Consider the following 16,020-nt stretch of genomic DNA (forward strand, 5'->3'; position numbering starts at 1 on the left):
CGTCACTGTAGCGCCCGGCGACTCATGGACTGCATGCCCTTTTCCAGAAACACCGCAGAACCGGCTTTGCCGGGCTGCTGGTGTTGCCCCCGGTAGGGGGTGGAAGAAGCGACACGAAGTGCGCGGAGCCTGGGGGCGAACTATTGAAGGGCTTGCACGCCCGCCACCAGCCAGCCGCTGTTGCCGCTGGTGGGCTTGGTCATGTTCCAGACTTCGCGGAACGGGCCCGGGCCGGCCGAAGCGTCTTCGCGGATCATGCCGGAGAACTCCACGCTCGCGAGGTAGGCATCGGCCAGTTCCTCGATGCCGAGCAGCTTGGCGTCGAGCATGACGACTTCGGTCTTGTTCGAGGCGCCGCCGGTGTGGCTTGCGCGGTCGGCCAGCTGGCTGCGGATTTCCTCGACCATGTCGTCGGTCATCATGGAGCGCAGCATGGTGACGTCGGCACGGTCCCATGCGTCCTGCAGCGTCACGAAATTGCGTTTGGCGGCGCTCAGGAAGCCGTCCACGTCGAAGCCGGCCGGAATGCCCCACGACTGCGAGCCCGAAAGCGCCGAGCCGATCAGGCTGCCGCCGGCCGCCGCGCCTGCCGCGGAAAGGCTGCTGCCATGCCCGGGGGGGGCGTCGAAGGAAGCCGTGTTGCGCTCCCAGGGCCGCGCCGAAGCGTCGTTGCCGACGTTGGCAGGGCTGTACTGCGCAGGCGCGCTGGCGTTAGCCGGGTTGCCGGCGCCTTCGAAGGCGAAGCCGCCCTGGCGGTTGGCGCCCGACGACGCAGCCGAGCGCGCCTTGAACATGCGCCAGGCGAACAGCCCGGCCATCACGAGCAGGCCGATCAGGAGGATGTTCGCAAAGCCGGCGCCAAGGCCCAGCGAATTCGCGAGCCACGCGAGGCCCAGGCCGGCGGCCAGGCCGCCGAGCATCGCGCCCCAGGGGCGCTTGGGCGCTGCGGCGGCAGGTGCCGGCGTTCCGGGCCTCGGCGCTGCATTGGTCGCGTTTTGCTGCGCGGGTGCGGTGGGCGCTGCGGATTCGCGCTGCGTCACGTTGGACGACTGGCGGCCGACCGACTTGCCGCCGCCGATGCGGGCTGCGTCTGCCTGAACGCTGACCAGGGCCAGCACGCAAGCCAGGAACAAAGAACTCAAACTTTTCATGTCGTCTCCTCTTTTGAGCGAAGAATTCGCGTCATCAACATTTGATTCCAACATGAAGGGCGACCACGCCCCCCGTCATGTTGTGATAGTCCACATGCCCGAAACCGCCCTCTTTCATGAGGGTCTTGAGTTCGTCCTGCGCGGGATGCATGCGGATGGATTCGGCCAGGTAGCGGTAGCTGGCGTCGTCGCCGGCCACCAGCTTGCCCAGGCGCGGCAGGACGTTGAACGAATACCAGTCGTAGGCCTTGGCGAGCGGCTTGGCGACTTTCGAGAACTCGAGCACCAGCAGCTTGCCGCGCGGCTTGAGCACGCGGTTCATTTCCTTCAGCGCAAGGTCCTTGTGCGTCATGTTGCGCAGGCCGAAGGCCACCGTCACGACGTCGAAGTGGTCGTTGGGGAACGGCAGCTTCTCGGCGTCGCACACCAGCGTGGGAAGCGCCACGCCCGCATCGAGCAGGCGGTCGCGCCCGGTGCGCAGCATGGCTTCGTTGATGTCGGTGTGCACCACCTGGCCGCTGGCGCCCACCTTCTTCGAGAAGGCCAGCGCGAGATCGCCGGTGCCGCCCGCGATGTCGAGCACGCGCGAGCCCTCGCCCACGTTGGCCACCATCACGGTGTAGGCCTTCCAGGCGCGGTGCAGCCCCATCGACATCAGATCGTTCATGAGGTCGTAGCGCGTGGCGACGGAATCGAAGACGCCGCGCACACGTTGCGCCTTCTCGCTTTCGTCGACTTTTTCGAAGCCGAAGTGGGTGGTGCTCATTGGTCTGATATTAGGCCGGAAGCACACACCTCAAGAAGGCGACCCTGCGAAGACGGCGGACATTTGTTGCTTTTTCTTGAAATAGCGGGCCGCGGCAAGGCGCGCCGCGCCTGCATGCGAGGCTATTTTTTCAGGAGCGAACGGGTCTGGAGGGTCAGTGGCTGCTGCAGGCGGAGCCGCCCTTGTCGATCATCGGCGCATCGCGGTCGACGCGCGCGGCGGCAAGCCGGCGTTCGTATTCGGCCCAGAGCGCGGCCTGGTTGGCGCCCAGTTCGTACAGCAGGTTCCACGAGAAGATGCCGGTGTCGTGGCCGTCGCTGAAGACCGGCTGGACGGCGTAGTTGCCCACCGGCTTCAGGTCGGCCAACTCGACCTCGCGCTTGCCGGTCTGCAGCACCTCCTGGCCCGGGCCGTGGCCCTGCACCTCGGCCGATGGCGAATAGATGCGCATCAGCTCGAACGGAATGCGGAAGGTCGCGCCGTCCGAGAAGCCGACCTCGAGCACGCGCGACTGGCCGTGCACGGTGATCGATTGCGGCGTCGGTGCGCCGGCTTGCAAACCTGCCATCAGAAGCTCCTTGTGCCCAAGCGGGCCATCATCTCACTCTCGAGCGCGGGCAGGCGCGCGGCCACGGCGGCTTCCTGTGCCGCATTGGCTTCGCGCTGCACCGGCGCCCACACAGAGCCCGGAAAATGCGTGTCGCCCGCAAAGCGCGCGATCACGTGCCAATGCAGGTGCGGCACCATGTTGCCGAGCGCCGCAAGGTTGATCTTGGCCGGCGACAGATGCTCGCGCAGGCACTGCTCGACCACTGTCACCGCCTCCATGCACAGCACGCGGTCGGCCGCGTCGAGGTCGGAAAACTCCGCCGCATGCTCACGCCAGACCACGCGGTAGAAGGCCGGGAAGCCGGCCTCCTCGGCATGGATGACGCGAAGCTTCGCGCCCTCGAACACGACGCGGCCGCCGGGGCCTTCGCAGAAGGGACAGTTCTTTACCTTCATACCAATACCCGCTCGATGCCGCCCTGGTTGGCGGCTGCCACGTATTCCGGCATCCAGTCCTTGCCGAGGATCTTGTTGGCCATCTCGACCACGATGTAGTCGGCTTCGAGCAGGCCGTTGTTCAGGTCGTTGCCGTAGCGCGAGAGGCCCTGAAGGCAGCTCGGGCAGCTGGTCAGGATCTTGACGTTGTCCTTTTCGCCGACCTGGCCGTTCGCGCGCAAGGCGGCCTCGCCCTTCTTCAGTTCCTCTTCCTTGCGGAAGCGGATCTGCGTCGAGATGTCGGGCCGCGAGACGCCCAGCGTGCCCGATTCGCCGCAGCAGCGGTCGTTCTTGAGCACGTTGTCGCCGACCAGCGCCTTCACGGTCTTCATCGGGTCCTGCAGCTTCATCGGGCTGTGGCAGGGGTCGTGGTAGAGGTAGCCGCCACCGCCTGCATCGGCCAGCGTGATGCCCTTCTCGAGCAGGTACTCGTGGATGTCGATGATGCGGCAGCCCGGGAAGATCTTGTCGAACTGGTAGCCCTGCAGCTGGTCGTAGCAGGTGCCGCAGCTCACCACCACGGTCTTGATGTCGAGGTAGTTGAGCGTGTTGGCCACGCGGTGGAACAGCACGCGGTTGTCGGTGATCATCTTCTCGGCCTTGTCGAACTGGCCGCTGCCGCGCTGCGGATAGCCGCAGCACAGGTAGCCGGGCGGCAGCACGGTCTGCACGCCCGCATGCCAGAGCATGGCCTGGGTGGCGAGGCCCACCTGCGAGAACAGCCGCTCCGAGCCGCAGCCCGGAAAGTAGAAGACCGCCTCGGTTTCCGAGGTGGTGGCCTTCGGGTCGCGGATGATCGGCACGTAGTCGGCATCCTCGATGTCGAGCAGCGCGCGCGCCGTCTGCTTGGGCAGGTTGCCCGGCATCTTCTTGTTGATGAAGTGGATCACCTGCTCCTTGACGGGCGCCGGGCCGAGCGTGGCCGGCGGCGCGGCCGTCTGCTTCCTGGCAAGCCCGCGCAGCAGGTCGTTGGCCAGGCGCTGCGCCTTGAAGCCGATGCCCACCATGCCCGCGCGCACCGCCTTGATGGTCTGCGGATTGGTCGCGTTGAGGAAGAACATCGCGGCCGCGTTGCCGGGCCGGAAGCTCTTCTGCCCCATCTTGCGCAGCAGGTTGCGCATGTTCATCGACACGTCGCCGAAGTCGATCTTCACGGGGCACGGCGTGAGGCACTTGTGGCAGACCGTGCAGTGGTCGGCCACGTCCTCGAACTCTTCCCAGTGCTTGATGCTGATGCCGCGCCGGGTCTGCTCTTCGTACAGGAAGGCCTCCACCAGCAGCGAGGTTGCGAGGATCTTGTTGCGCGGGCTGTACAGCAGGTTGGCGCGCGGCACGTGGGTGGCGCACACCGGCTTGCACTTGCCGCAGCGCAGGCAGTCCTTCACGCTGTCGGCAATGGCGCCGATGTCGCTCTGCTGCATGATGAGCGACTCGTGCCCCATGAGGCCGAAGCTCGGCGTGTAGGCGTTGGTCAGGTCGGCATGCGGCAGCGCGGCTTCGCCGGCGGGCGCGCGCAGCAGCTTGCCCTTGTTGAAGCGGCCCTCGGGGTCGACGCGCTGCTTGTAGTCCATGAAGGGCTTCAGCTCTTCGTCGCTCAGGAACTCGAGCTTGGTGATGCCGATGCCGTGCTCGCCGGAGATCACGCCGTCGAGGCTGCGCGCCAGCGCCATGATGCGCACCACCGCGGCATGCGCGGTCTGCAGCATCTCGTAGTTGTCGCTGTTGACCGGGATGTTGGTGTGCACGTTGCCGTCGCCCGCGTGCATGTGCAGCGCCACCCAGACGCGGCCCTTCAGCACCTGCTTGTGGATGGCGGTGCACTCGGCCAGGATCGGCGTGAACTCGGCGCCCGAGAAGATTTCCTGCAGCGGCTGGCGCAGCTGGGTCTTCCAGCTGGCCCGCAGGGTGTGGTCCTGCAACTGCGGGAACAGCGCGTCGACGTCGCGCAGCCATTCGGCCCAGAGCGCGCGCACGCCCTGCACCAGCGCCACGGCCTGCGCCACGCGGTCTTCGAGCAGCTCGGCGGCCGGGATCTCGTGCGCGTCGTCGGTCTTGCCCAGCGGCAGGTTGCCGCGCAGCAGGAAGGCTTCGAGCGCGTCGGTGAGCGCGAGCTTGTTCTGCAGCGAGAGCTCGATGTTGATGCGCTCGATGCCGTCGCTGTACTCGGCCATGCGCGGCAGCGGAATGACCACGTCTTCGTTGATCTTGAAGGCGTTGGTGTGCTTGCTGATGGCTGCCGTGCGCTTGCGGTCGAGCCAGAACTTCTTGCGCGCCTCGGGGCTGATGGCGACGAAGCCTTCGCCGCTGCGCGAATTGGCGATGCGCACCACTTCGGAGGTGACGCGCGCCACCGCGTCGGCGTCGTCGCCCGCGATGTCGCCGAACAGCACCATCTTCGGCAAGCCGCCATGTTTTTTCGACTTGGTGGCGTAGCCCACGGCCTTCAGGTAGCGGTCGTCCAGGTGCTCGAGGCCCGCCAGCAGCACGCCGGAGCGCTTCTGCTCGGCGAACATGAAGTCCTTGATCTCGACGATGCTGGGCACCGCGTCCTTGGCGTTGCCGAAGAATTCGAGGCACACGGTGCGGGTGTGCGCCGGCATGCGGTGCACCACCCAGCGGCAGCTGGTGATGAGGCCGTCGCAGCCTTCTTTCTGGATGCCGGGCAGGCCCGAGAGGAACTTGTCGGTCACGTCCTTGCCGAGGCCTTCCTTGCGGAAGGTGCGGCCGGGGATGTCGAGGCGCTCGGTGCGCAGTTTCGTCTTGCCGTCGGCGGCGTAGTACTGCAGCTCGAACACGGCGCTCTCGGCGTCGTGGATCTTGCCGAGGTTGTGGCCGATGCGCGTGACCTCGAGCCATTCGGCCTGCGGCGTGACCATGCGCCACGAGGCGAGGTTGTCGAGCGCCGTGCCCCAGAGCACGGCCTTCTTGCCGCCCGCGTTCATGGCCACGTTGCCGCCGACGCACGAGGCCTCGGCGGAGGTCGGGTCGACCGCGAACACGTAGCCGGCGCGCTCGGCGGCGTCGGCCACGCGCTGGGTGACGACGCCGGCTTCGGTCCAGACGGTGGCCACGGGCGCTTCCAGGCCCGGAAGCGAAACCAGCTCGACCTCGGTCATGGCCTCGAGCTTCTCGGTGTTGATGACCACGCTCTTCCACGTGAGCGGAATGGCGCCGCCGGTGTAGCCGGTGCCGCCGCCGCGCGGGATGATGGTCAGGCCCAGCTCGATGCAGCCCTTGACCAGCAGCGCCATCTCGGCCTCGGTGTCGGGGCACAGCACCACGAAGGGATATTCGACGCGCCAGTCGGTGGCGTCGGTGACGTGCGAGACGCGCGAGAGGCCGTCGAACTTGATGTTGTCCTTGGCCGTGAGGCGGCCGAGCACGCGCGTGGCCTTGCGGCGCAGGGCCGCCACGTCGCGAAAGGCGGTGTCGAAGGCCGCGACAGCCTCGCCGACGAGGCCGGTGAGTTCGCCCACGAGCTGGTCGCGCGGCAGGTCGCTGTCGGGGGTGCGGCGCTTCTGGACCTCGGCCAGGCGGTGCCGGAGGGCGTCGACCAGCTGGCCGCGGCGGCGCGGATTGTCGAGCAGGTCGTCGACGAGGTAGGGGTTGCGCTGCACCACCCAGATGTCGCCGAGCACTTCGTAGAGCATGCGGGCCGACCGGCCGGTGCGGCGCTCGGCGCGCAGGGTCTGGAGCAGTTCCCAGCCGCGCTCGCCCAACAGGCGGATCACGATCTCGCGATCGGAAAAGCTGGTGTAGTTATAGGGGATCTCGCGCAGTCGTACAGGCTCTGCGGCCTGCGACAACAGCGTGGTCAACGCGGTCGGAGCATTCATCGGGGGTGGCACCTCGGCCAGGCGCTGCGCGCCCATCTAGCCGGGGGTGGGATTTTAGGGCAGGGGCGGGGGGACTGCCTTGCGCCTTCGCTGTTCCCCTATTGGGAGGCGCCAGGCAGGCGGTGCGGCGCAGCCGGCCCCGCTATGCCGGGCGCTTGCCGTAGCGTGGATGCCGCTGCCCTCACCCCGGCCCTCTCCCAGGGGGAGAGGGAGCAAGACGGAGGCGCTTGGTTCAGGGTTCAGAACAGCACGCGGCTGCGGATCGTGCCGTTCACCTTGGCCAGCTTTTCCAGCGCCAGGTCGGAATACGCTGCGTCGATGTCCATCACCACGTAGCCGATCTTCTCGTTGGTCTGCAGGAACTGCGAGGAGATATTGATGTTGTTGTCCGAGAAGATCTTGTTGATCTCCGACAGCACGCCGGGCACGTTGCGGTGGATGTGCAGCAGCCGGTGCTTGCCGGGGTGGGCGGGCAGCGCCACCTCGGGAAAGTTGACCGACGAGGTCGAGGTGCCGTTGTCGCTGTACTTCACCAGCTTTTCCGCCACCTCCAGGCCGATGTTGGCCTGCGCCTCCATGGTCGAGCCGCCGATGTGGGGCGTGAGGATCACGTTGTCCAGCCCGCGCAGCGGCGACTGGAATTCGTCCTTGTTGGTCCGCGGCTCGACCGGGAACACGTCGATCGCGGCGCCAAGCAGCTTCTTCTGCTTCAGCGCCTCGGCCAGCGGCTCGATCCGCACGACCGTGCCGCGCGAGGCGTTGATCAGGATCGCGCCCGGCTTCATGGCGGCAATTTCGGCCGCATCGATCATCCATTGGGTGGCCTGCGTCTCGGGCACGTGCAGGGTCACGATGTCGCTCTGGCCGAGCAGGTCGTGCAGCTCGCGCACCTGGCGCGCATTGCCCAGGGGCAGCTTGGTGACCACGTCGTAGAAGGCGACCTTCATGCCCAGCGCCTCGGCCAGCACCGAGAGCTGGGCGCCGATGGAGCCGTAGCCCACGATGCCGAGCGTCTTGCCGCGGATCTCGAAGGCGTTCTCGGCCGATTTGAGCCAGCCGCCGCGGTGCGCGACCGCGCTCTTCTCGGGCACGCCGCGCAACAGCAGGATGGCTTCGGCCAGCACCAGTTCAGCCACCGAGCGGGTGTTGGAATAAGGGGCGTTGAACACCGCCACGCCGTGCTCGCGCGCGGCTTCCAGGTCGACCTGGTTGGTGCCGATGCAGAAGCAGCCCGCCGCCACCAGTTTCTGGGCGGCCGCGAAGACCTCGGCCGTGAGCTGCGTGCGCGAACGGATGCCCAGGAAGTGGACGTCGGCGATCTTGGCCTTGAGCTCCGCATCGGGCAGCGCACCCGGCAGCGTCTCGATGTTGGTGTAGCCCGCAGCGCGCAGGACCTCCACCGCCGAAGGATGGATGCCCTCGAGCAGAAGGAACTTGATCCGGCTTTTTTCGAGGGAGGTTTTGCTGCTCATGGCGTACTCGCGGAAGCCCCGGCCGCGGCAACAGGCTAGGCCGAAAAGGGGGAGGTCGATGCTAGCATGCTGCGCCGCAGCATGAAGGCGCGCACCCTGTGGGAAGCCCTGCGCCAAAGGGGTTTTCCCGATTGGAATTTAACAACAGTCCGTGCGCAAATGTGACGCGGCCGTGTCATCCACATGGCCTAGCATCCGCGCTTTCATTTTCCCATCAGGAGTCTTCATGCGATTCAAGACGCTCGCGCTGGTATCGGCGCTGGCCGCCACCACGCTGTTCAACGTGGCACATGCCCAGACCGAGATCCAGTGGTGGCACTCCATGACCGCCGTCAACAACGAGTGGGTCAACGACCTGGCCAAGCAGTTCAACGAGAGCCAGAAGGAATACAAGGTCGTGCCGACCTACAAGGGCACGTACGACGAATCGATGACGGCCTCGATTGCCGCTTTCCGTGCCGGCAACGCACCGCACATCCTGCAGGTGTTCGAAGTGGGAACCGCCACCATGATGGCCAGCAAGGGCGCCATCGTGCCGGTGGGCCAGGTCATGAAGGACGCGGGCGAGAAGTTCGATCCTGCCGCCTACATTCCCGCCGTGGCCGGCTACTACACCGCGCCCAACGGCCAGATGCTGAGCTTCCCGCTGAACAGCTCGACGACGGTGTTCTATGTCAACAAGGACGCCTTCAAGGCCGCCGGCCTCGACACCACCAAGCTGCCCGCGACCTGGCCCGAGGTGACGGCCGCCGCGGCCAAGCTCAAGGCGAGCGGCCACAAGTGCCCGTTCACCACCGCCTGGCAGGGCTGGACGCAGCTGGAGAGCTTCTCGGCCTGGCACAACGTCGAATTCGCGACCAAGAGCAACGGCCTGGCCGGTCTCGACGCGCGCATGAAGATCAATTCGCCGCTGCACGTGCGCCACATCGAGAACCTGGCCAACATGGCCAAGCAGGGCCTCTTCATCTACAAGGGCCGCGGCAACGTGCCGGAAGCCTCGTTCGTGTCGGGCGAGTGCGCAATGATCAACACCTCGTCCGGCTTCTACGGCAACGTCGCCAAGAACGCCAAGTTCGCCTATGCGGTTTCTCCCCTGCCCTACTACCCGGACGTGCCCGGCGCACCGCAGAACACCGTGATCGGCGGCGCCAGCCTCTGGGTGATGTCGGGCAAGAAGCCGCCCGAGTACAAGGGCGTGGCCAAGTTCTTCAGCTTCATCTCGACGCCTGAAGTGCAGTCGGCCAGCCACAAGCGCACGGGCTACCTGCCCGTGACCATGGCCTCCTACAAGCTCACCGAGGACTCGGGCTTCTACAAGCAGAACCCCGGCACCGACGTGGCCGTGACGCAGATGGTGCGCAAGGTCACCGACAAGAGCCGCGGCATCCGCCTGGGCAACTACGTGCAGATTCGCGCCATCGAGGACGAAGAACTCGAACAGGTCTGGAGCGGCAAGAAGACCGCCAAGGAAGCCCTCGATTCGATCGTGCAGCGCGGCAACGAGCAGCTGGAACGCTTCCAAAAAGCTAACAAAAGCTAACGATTGACGGCCGGACCCGCCGGTCCGGCTAATATCGCCCGCCCCCGTTCGCTCGTGCGCAAGAGCGGGCCAGGCGGGATTTTTTATGCAGAGGGTTCATGGAAAAACGCGTTTTCTTTCGCTCGGGCTGGTTGCCCTGGCTGCTGCTGACGCCGCAAATGGCGGTGATCCTCGTGTTTTTCTTCTGGCCGGCGGCGCAGGCGCTGCTGCAGTCGCTGCAGCAGCAGGACGCCTTCGGCACGTCGGTGGAATTTGTCGGGCTCGACAACTTCCGCCAGATATTCAGCGATCCGAGCTATGTGGAGTCGTTCAAGACCACCGCCCTGTTCTCGGTGCTGGTGGCGGGCATCGGCATCACGCTGTCGCTGGGGCTCGCGGTGTTTGCCGACCGCATCACGCGCGGCGGCACCTTCTACAAGACCATGCTGATCCTGCCCTACGCGGTGGCGCCCGCCGTGGCGGCCGTGCTCTGGGTGTTCATGTTCTCGCCGTCGCTGGGCGTGGTGGCCTATGCGCTCGGCAAGATCGGCATCGACTGGAACCACCTGCTGGACTCCGGCCACGCCATGACGCTGATCGTGATGGCCTCAGTGTGGAAGCAGATTTCGTACAACTTCCTGTTCTTCCTGGCCGGCCTGCAGTCGATTCCCAAGTCGCTCATCGAGGCCGCGGCCATCGACGGCGCGCGCCCGTGGCGCCGGTTCTGGACCGTGCAGTTTCCGCTGCTCTCGCCCACCACCTTCTTCCTGCTGGTGATCAACGTGGTCTATGCCTTCTTCGACACCTTCGCGATCGTCGATGCGGCCACCCAGGGCGGGCCGGGCAAGGACACGGCGATCCTGGTCTACAAGGTCTACTACGACGGCTTCAAAGCCATGGACCTCGGCGGCTCGGCGGCGCAGTCGGTGGTGCTGATGGTGATCGTGGTGGCGCTCACCGTGATCCAGTTCCGCTACGTGGAAAAGAAGGTTCAATACTGATGAAGCAAAACAAGAATTTCGCGGAGGCGTTCCATGGTTGAGAAACGCGGCACCCACGGCATCCTGGCCCATGTGGTGATGATCCTGGGCGTGTTCATCGTCGCCTTCCCGCTCTACCTCGCGTTCGTGGCGTCCACGCACACGGCGCAGGAGATCGTGCAGGCGCCGATGCCGCTCCTGCCCGGCACCAACATGCTGGACAGCTACAAGGGCGCGCTCTTCGGGCGCGAAACCAGCAGCGGCTCCAACGCGCCCGTGGCCCACATGATGTGGGTGAGCCTGGTGACGGCGCTGGTGATCTCCATCGGCAAGATCTCCATCTCGCTGCTGTCGGCCTTTGCCATCGTCTACTTCCGGTTCCCGTTCAAGAAGATCTGCTTCTGGGCCATCTTCGTGACGCTGATGCTGCCGGTGGAGGTGCGCATCCTGCCCACTTACAAGGTGCTGTCCGACCTGAACATGCTGAACACCTACGCGGGCCTCACGGTGCCGCTGATCGCGTCGGCCACCGCCACCTTCCTGTTCCGCCAGTTCTTCCTGACGGTGCCGGACGAGCTCACCGAGGCTTCGCGCATGGACGGCGCAAGCCCCATGCGCTTCTTCTTCGACGTACTGCTGCCGCTGTCGAAGACCTCGATTGCGGCGCTGTTCGTGATCCAGTTCATCTACGGCTGGAACCAGTACCTCTGGCCGCTGCTCGCCACCACCGGCGAAGACATGTACCCCGTGGTGGTCGGCATCAAGCGAATGATTGCCGGCGGCGACAGCCAGAACGAATGGAACGTGGTGATGGCCACCGCCATCCTCGCCATGCTGCCGCCCGCGCTGGTGGTGGTGCTGATGCAGAAGTGGTTCGTCAAGGGCCTCGTGGACACTGAAAAATAAACAAATGGCTGCTCTCTCTTTACGCAACGTCATCAAGCGCTACGGCCACGGGCCGAAAGCCAACCAGGTCATCCACGGCGTGAGCGCCGAGATCGCCGACCATGAATTCATCGTCATCGTCGGCCCTTCGGGCTGCGGCAAGTCCACCCTGCTGCGCATGGTGGCCGGCCTCGAAGAAATCTCGGCCGGCGAAATCTCCATTGGCGGACGCGTGGTGAACAACCTCGAACCTTCCGAGCGCGACATCGCCATGGTGTTCCAGAACTACGCGCTCTATCCGCACATGAGCGTGTTCAAGAACATGGCCTACGGCCTGAAGATCGCCAAGGTGCCGGTGCCCGAGATCAAGGTGCGCGTCGACAAGGCGGCCAAGATCCTCGAACTGGGCCACCTGCTCGAGCGCAAGCCGCGCGAACTGTCGGGCGGGCAGCGCCAGCGCGTGGCCATGGGCCGCGCCATCGTGCGCCAGCCGCAGGTGTTCCTGTTCGACGAGCCGCTCTCCAACCTCGACGCCAAGCTGCGCGCGCAGACCCGCATCGAGATCCAGAAGCTGCACCGCGAGCTCGGCATCACCTCGCTGTTCGTCACGCACGACCAGGTCGAGGCCATGACGCTGGCGCAGCGCATCATCGTGATGAACGGCGGCGTGATGGACCAGTTCGCCACGCCCGAAGAGGTCTACAACCGGCCCGCCACCACCTTCGTTGCCAGCTTCATCGGCTCGCCACCGATGAACCTGCTGCAGCACGCGCCCGGCGTGCGGCCCGGCCAGATCCTGGGCATCCGCCCCGAGCACCTGACGCTGGACGAAAGCGGCTGGTCGGTGCAGGTCGAATCGGTCGAGCTGCTGGGCGCCGAGCGGCTGGTGTACGGCCGGATCGGCGACGAGCAGATCATCATGCGCACCGACGAAAGCGACCATCCGCCGGTCGCAGGCGACACCGTGCGGATCGCGGCGCGCGAGGACAAGCTGCACTGGTTCGACGCCGGCTCCGGCAAGCGGGCCGACTGACGATGCCGGCACGGATGAAGCCCTGGCCCTATCCGCGCTGGATCGCGCACCGCGGCGCCGGCAGGCTGGCGCCCGAGAACACGCTCGCGGCCTTTCGCCTTGGCGCGGCGCACGGCTATCGCATGTTCGAGTGCGATGCGAAGCTCAGTGCCGACGGCGTGGCCTTTCTGATGCACGACGCCACGCTCGATCGCACCACCAACGGCCATGGCACCGGCGGTGCGCAGCCCTGGAGCGCACTGGCCCAACTCGACGCCGGCGGCTGGCATTCGCGGGCCTTCGCGGGCGAACCGCTTGCCACGCTCGAGAACCTCGCGCGCTTCTGCCTGGCCAACGGCCACCTGCTCAACATCGAGATCAAGCCCACGCCGGGCACCGAGCGCGAAACCGGCGAAGCGGTGGCGCGGCTCGCGGCCCGCCTGTGGCAGGGCGCGGCCATACCGCCGCTGCTCACCTCGTTCCAGGTGGAATCGCTTGAGGGAGCCAGGGCGGTGCAGCCCGAGCTGCCGCGCGGGCTGCTGCTCGACACGCTGCGGAACGGCTGGCTGGCCGCGGCCACCGGCCTGGACTGCGCCGCGGTGGTCTGCAACCACGCACTCTGGGACGCCGCCACGGTGGCGCAGGTGCAGGGCGCGGGCATGCGCGCGCTGAGCTACACCGTGAATGACGAATGGGCCGCGCAGCGGCTCATCGAGCTGGGCACCGACGGCATCATCACCGACCGGGTCGACTTGTTCAGCCCGGCCGGTTGACCGCTCCCCGCCGGCGCGGCCCAGCAGACACACGCTGTCACGCCCCGCGCCGCGGGCCGCAAATGGCGCCTTCTATGATGGCAGCCATGTTTTCGCTCCCCCGCCCGATTGCCTTTTGCCTGGCCGCCCTGCTGCTGATGTGCGGCGCCGCAACGGCACAGCCGGGCACCAGCGGCGTCGGCGGCATCACCGCCGCTGCCGCGGCCCCGGCGCCCGAACCCACGGTGGCCGAGCTGCGCGAGCAGCTCACGAAGATCACCGCCGGCGCCGACGCCACCGAGGACACGCGCCAGCTGCTGGCGCAGATCAACGACATCGGTGCGCAGGCCGACAAGTTCGTTGCCGCGCGCACCGGCGAGCTGGCCGACCTGAACGCCCGCCTCGGCGAGCTCGGCAATCCGCCGGCCGCGGGCGCGACCGAAGACCCCGACATCACGCGCCAGCGCGCCCGCCTCACGAAGGAGCGCAATGCGCTGGACGCCGACATCCGGCTCGCGCGGCTGCTGACCATCGATGTGCGGCAGCGTGCTGCCGAACTGGTGACCCAGCGCCGCGCGCTTTTCGAGGCGCAGATCACCGAGCGCGCGCCCTCGCCGCTCACCGGCGAGTTCTGGCGCGATCTGCAGGAGGCCTGGCCGAGCGACCTGGCGCGCCTGCAGGCCATGGCCTCCGACCTGCGCGACGGGTTCTCGCAGGCCATGCAGCAAGGCCCCCGCATGGCGGTGCTCTGGGCGCTGATCCTGGCGGTGCTGCTCGCGGTGCTCGGCAACTGGGTGGCCGAGCATCTGCTGACGCGGATCGCCGCGCGGCTGCTGCCGGCCGGCCGGCTGCGGCGTTCGATGCTGGTGATTGCCATCGTCGCGAGCCATGTGCTGCTGGTGGCTGTGGCGGCGCACGGCTTCGTGTGGGTGCTCGAGGAATACGCCACCTGGGAGCCGCAGGCGCGCAAGGCGATGCGCTCGATGGCGCAGGCGCTGGTGTTCATGGCCTTCGTCATCGGGCTGGGCCGCGGGCTGCTGGCCACGCGCCGCCCGTCGTGGCGGCTGCCGCCGATTCCCGATGCCATGGCCACCCGCCTGGCCCCGCTGCCGTGGTTGGTGGCGATGGTGGCTGCGCTGGCGTGGGCACCGGTCGAGATCAATGCGCTGGTCGAAGCCAGCTTCGCGGCCGTGGTCGCCACGCACGTGCTCACCGCGCTGGTGCTCACCGCGCTCGTTGGCGCGGTGCTCCATCGGCTCCGGCCAATGCGCGCCGATACGCCGGACGCCGATCCGCCCGAGCGGCCGATGTGGGTGGGCCTGCTGGTGGCCTGCATCGGCGTGCTGATGGTGGCCATCTGGGTGCTGGTAGGGGTGGGCTACGTGGCGCTCGCGAGCTTCCTGGCCTCGCAGCTCACCTGGAGCGGCATCGTCGCGGCCGCCTTCTACGTGCTGTTCAAGTTTGCCGACGACGTGTTCATGGCCGGCGTGTCCTCGCGCAGCACCTTCGGCCAGCGCCTGCAGAAGAGCTTCGGGCTGGCGCCGCAGACGCTCGACCAGGCGGCCACCGTGCTCTCCGGCCTGAGCCGGGTGGCGCTGTTCTTCTACATGCTGATCGCGCTGGCGGCGCCGCTGGGCACCGGTCCCAGCGAAGTGTTCCAGCGCAGCGGCAAGTTCGGCACCGGCGTGAAGGTGGGCGAATTCCAGCTGGTGCCGGGCGCCATCCTGAGCGCCATCGCGGTGGCGGTGATCGGCTTCATCGTGCTCAGGGTCTTCAAGCGCTGGCTCGCGCGCAGCTACCTGCCCAGCACGCAGTTCGAGCCGGGCATGCAGAGCTCGATCACCACGCTGCTGGGCTACGTGGGCGGCATCCTGGTGGTCGCGTTCTCGCTGTCGGCGCTGGGCATCGGCATCGAGCGCATCGCGTGGGTGGCCAGCGCGCTGTCGGTGGGCATCGGCTTCGGCCTGCAGGCCATCGTGCAGAACTTCATCTCGGGCCTCATCCTCTTGGCCGAGCAGCCGGTGAAGGTGGGCGACTGGGTGGTGCTGGGCACCACCGAGGGCGACGTGCGGCGCATCAACGTGCGCGCCACGGAGATCCAGCTCGGAGACCGCTCGACGGTGATCGTGCCGAACTCCGAGTTCATCACGAAGACCGTGCGCAACATGACGCTGACCAACGCGGAGGGCCGGGTGCTGATCCGCCTGCCGATGCCGCTGACCACCAACGCGCAGCGCGTGCGCGAGCTCATCCTGGACGCCTGCCGCGCGCACGAGAGCGTGCTGGAAACGCCGGCGCCTTCGCTCACGCTCGAAGGCATCGAGGGCGGCCTGCTGATCTTCCAGGCGATTGCCTATGTGCCGAGCCCGCGCCTGGCGGGCAGCGTGCGCAGCGACCTGCTGTTCACCATCCTGGAGCGGCTGGATGCGGAGCAGCTGCCGCTGATGCCGTATGCGGCGCCGCCTGCGCCCACGCCTGCGTCTGCGCCCGCACCGGGTGCCGCGGACGGCGCCCCTCCCGCCGCCTAGGCGCCGCACCGATCGTCCAAGCAGCGGGCAAATGCCCGCGCTGATCGATCAATTGTCCGGAGGCTCCCAAACCAA

The 16,020-nt window shown here is 67.0% G+C and carries 12 protein-coding genes; 6 read left to right on the top strand and 6 right to left on the bottom strand.

Features of this window, described 5'->3' with window-relative positions:
- Window positions 1-140: 140 nt before the first annotated feature.
- From RZE77_RS21960 to serA, 6 genes are all read right to left on the bottom strand, one after another.
- Complete coding sequence (locus RZE77_RS21960; protein WP_319439260.1) at window positions 141-1,151, bottom strand: Tim44 domain-containing protein; 1,011 nt, start codon at window positions 1,149-1,151, stop codon at window positions 141-143.
- A gap of 34 nt (window positions 1,152-1,185) precedes the next feature.
- Window positions 1,186-1,917, bottom strand: a complete 732-nt coding sequence (ubiE, locus tag RZE77_RS21965; protein WP_319439261.1) for a bifunctional demethylmenaquinone methyltransferase/2-methoxy-6-polyprenyl-1,4-benzoquinol methylase UbiE — start codon at window positions 1,915-1,917, stop codon at window positions 1,186-1,188.
- 154 nt (window positions 1,918-2,071) lie between these two features.
- Entirely contained in the window at window positions 2,072-2,485 is a 414-nt protein-coding gene (locus tag RZE77_RS21970) for a gamma-butyrobetaine hydroxylase family protein (protein ID WP_319439262.1), read from the bottom strand.
- Window positions 2,485-2,922, bottom strand: a complete 438-nt coding sequence (locus RZE77_RS21975) for an HIT family protein (RefSeq protein ID WP_319439263.1) — start codon at window positions 2,920-2,922, stop codon at window positions 2,485-2,487. Before RZE77_RS21975 ends, RZE77_RS21970 begins: the two co-directional genes overlap by 1 nt.
- Complete coding sequence (locus RZE77_RS21980) at window positions 2,919-6,797, bottom strand: FAD/FMN-binding oxidoreductase (RefSeq protein ID WP_319439264.1); 3,879 nt, start codon at window positions 6,795-6,797, stop codon at window positions 2,919-2,921. Before RZE77_RS21980 ends, RZE77_RS21975 begins: the two co-directional genes overlap by 4 nt.
- A gap of 239 nt (window positions 6,798-7,036) precedes the next feature.
- Complete coding sequence (gene serA, locus RZE77_RS21985) at window positions 7,037-8,269, bottom strand: phosphoglycerate dehydrogenase (protein ID WP_319439265.1); 1,233 nt, start codon at window positions 8,267-8,269, stop codon at window positions 7,037-7,039.
- 226 nt (window positions 8,270-8,495) lie between these two features.
- Here serA and ugpB point away from each other — a divergent pair, with 226 nt between their 5' ends.
- The 6 genes from ugpB to RZE77_RS22015 all read left to right on the top strand — a co-directional run bounded on the left by ugpB (window position 8,496) and on the right by RZE77_RS22015 (window position 15,945).
- Window positions 8,496-9,809, top strand: coding sequence for a sn-glycerol-3-phosphate ABC transporter substrate-binding protein UgpB (ugpB, locus tag RZE77_RS21990; RefSeq protein ID WP_319439266.1), 1,314 nt, complete (start codon window positions 8,496-8,498; stop codon window positions 9,807-9,809).
- Window positions 9,810-9,907: 98 nt separating this feature from the next.
- Window positions 9,908-10,789, top strand: a complete 882-nt coding sequence (gene ugpA, locus RZE77_RS21995; protein WP_015866909.1) for a sn-glycerol-3-phosphate ABC transporter permease UgpA — start codon at window positions 9,908-9,910, stop codon at window positions 10,787-10,789.
- 33 nt (window positions 10,790-10,822) lie between these two features.
- On the top strand, window positions 10,823-11,674 hold the full coding sequence (gene ugpE / locus RZE77_RS22000; RefSeq protein WP_015866910.1) for a sn-glycerol-3-phosphate ABC transporter permease UgpE: 852 nt from the start codon (window positions 10,823-10,825) through the stop codon (window positions 11,672-11,674).
- A 4-nt stretch (window positions 11,675-11,678) separates the two neighbouring features.
- Window positions 11,679-12,686 (top strand): sn-glycerol-3-phosphate ABC transporter ATP-binding protein UgpC, encoded by a 1,008-nt coding sequence (gene ugpC / locus RZE77_RS22005; RefSeq protein WP_319439267.1) that lies wholly within the window; start codon window positions 11,679-11,681, stop codon window positions 12,684-12,686.
- Between the two features lie 2 nt (window positions 12,687-12,688).
- On the top strand, window positions 12,689-13,438 hold the full coding sequence (gene ugpQ / locus RZE77_RS22010; protein WP_319439268.1) for a glycerophosphodiester phosphodiesterase: 750 nt from the start codon (window positions 12,689-12,691) through the stop codon (window positions 13,436-13,438).
- Window positions 13,439-13,512: 74 nt separating this feature from the next.
- The gene (locus tag RZE77_RS22015; RefSeq protein WP_405546328.1) at window positions 13,513-15,945 is read left to right on the top strand and encodes a DUF3772 domain-containing protein; all 2,433 of its coding nucleotides are present in this window, start codon (window positions 13,513-13,515) and stop codon (window positions 15,943-15,945) included.
- The last annotated feature ends 75 nt before the right edge of the window (window positions 15,946-16,020 follow it).

Origin of the sequence: Variovorax sp. SPNA7 (genome assembly GCF_033807855.1) — a bacterium.
GTDB lineage: Bacteria > Pseudomonadota > Gammaproteobacteria > Burkholderiales > Burkholderiaceae_C > Variovorax > Variovorax beijingensis.

Bases quoted from the DNA above. Each gene is read 5' to 3' on its own strand.
- RZE77_RS21960 (WP_319439260.1), bottom strand. From the start codon at position 1,151: ATGAAAAGTTTGAGTTCTTTGTTCCTGGCTTGCGTGCTGGCCCTGGTC.
- ubiE (WP_319439261.1), bottom strand. From the start codon at position 1,917: ATGAGCACCACCCACTTCGGCTTCGAAAAAGTCGACGAAAGCGAGAAG.
- RZE77_RS21970 (WP_319439262.1), bottom strand. From the start codon at position 2,485: ATGGCAGGTTTGCAAGCCGGCGCACCGACGCCGCAATCGATCACCGTG.
- RZE77_RS21975 (WP_319439263.1), bottom strand. From the start codon at position 2,922: ATGAAGGTAAAGAACTGTCCCTTCTGCGAAGGCCCCGGCGGCCGCGTC.
- RZE77_RS21980 (WP_319439264.1), bottom strand. From the start codon at position 6,797: ATGAATGCTCCGACCGCGTTGACCACGCTGTTGTCGCAGGCCGCAGAG.
- serA (WP_319439265.1), bottom strand. From the start codon at position 8,269: ATGAGCAGCAAAACCTCCCTCGAAAAAAGCCGGATCAAGTTCCTTCTG.
- ugpB (WP_319439266.1), top strand. From the start codon at position 8,496: ATGCGATTCAAGACGCTCGCGCTGGTATCGGCGCTGGCCGCCACCACG.
- ugpA (WP_015866909.1), top strand. From the start codon at position 9,908: ATGGAAAAACGCGTTTTCTTTCGCTCGGGCTGGTTGCCCTGGCTGCTG.
- ugpE (WP_015866910.1), top strand. From the start codon at position 10,823: ATGGTTGAGAAACGCGGCACCCACGGCATCCTGGCCCATGTGGTGATG.
- ugpC (WP_319439267.1), top strand. From the start codon at position 11,679: ATGGCTGCTCTCTCTTTACGCAACGTCATCAAGCGCTACGGCCACGGG.
- ugpQ (WP_319439268.1), top strand. From the start codon at position 12,689: ATGCCGGCACGGATGAAGCCCTGGCCCTATCCGCGCTGGATCGCGCAC.
- RZE77_RS22015 (WP_405546328.1), top strand. From the start codon at position 13,513: ATGATGGCAGCCATGTTTTCGCTCCCCCGCCCGATTGCCTTTTGCCTG.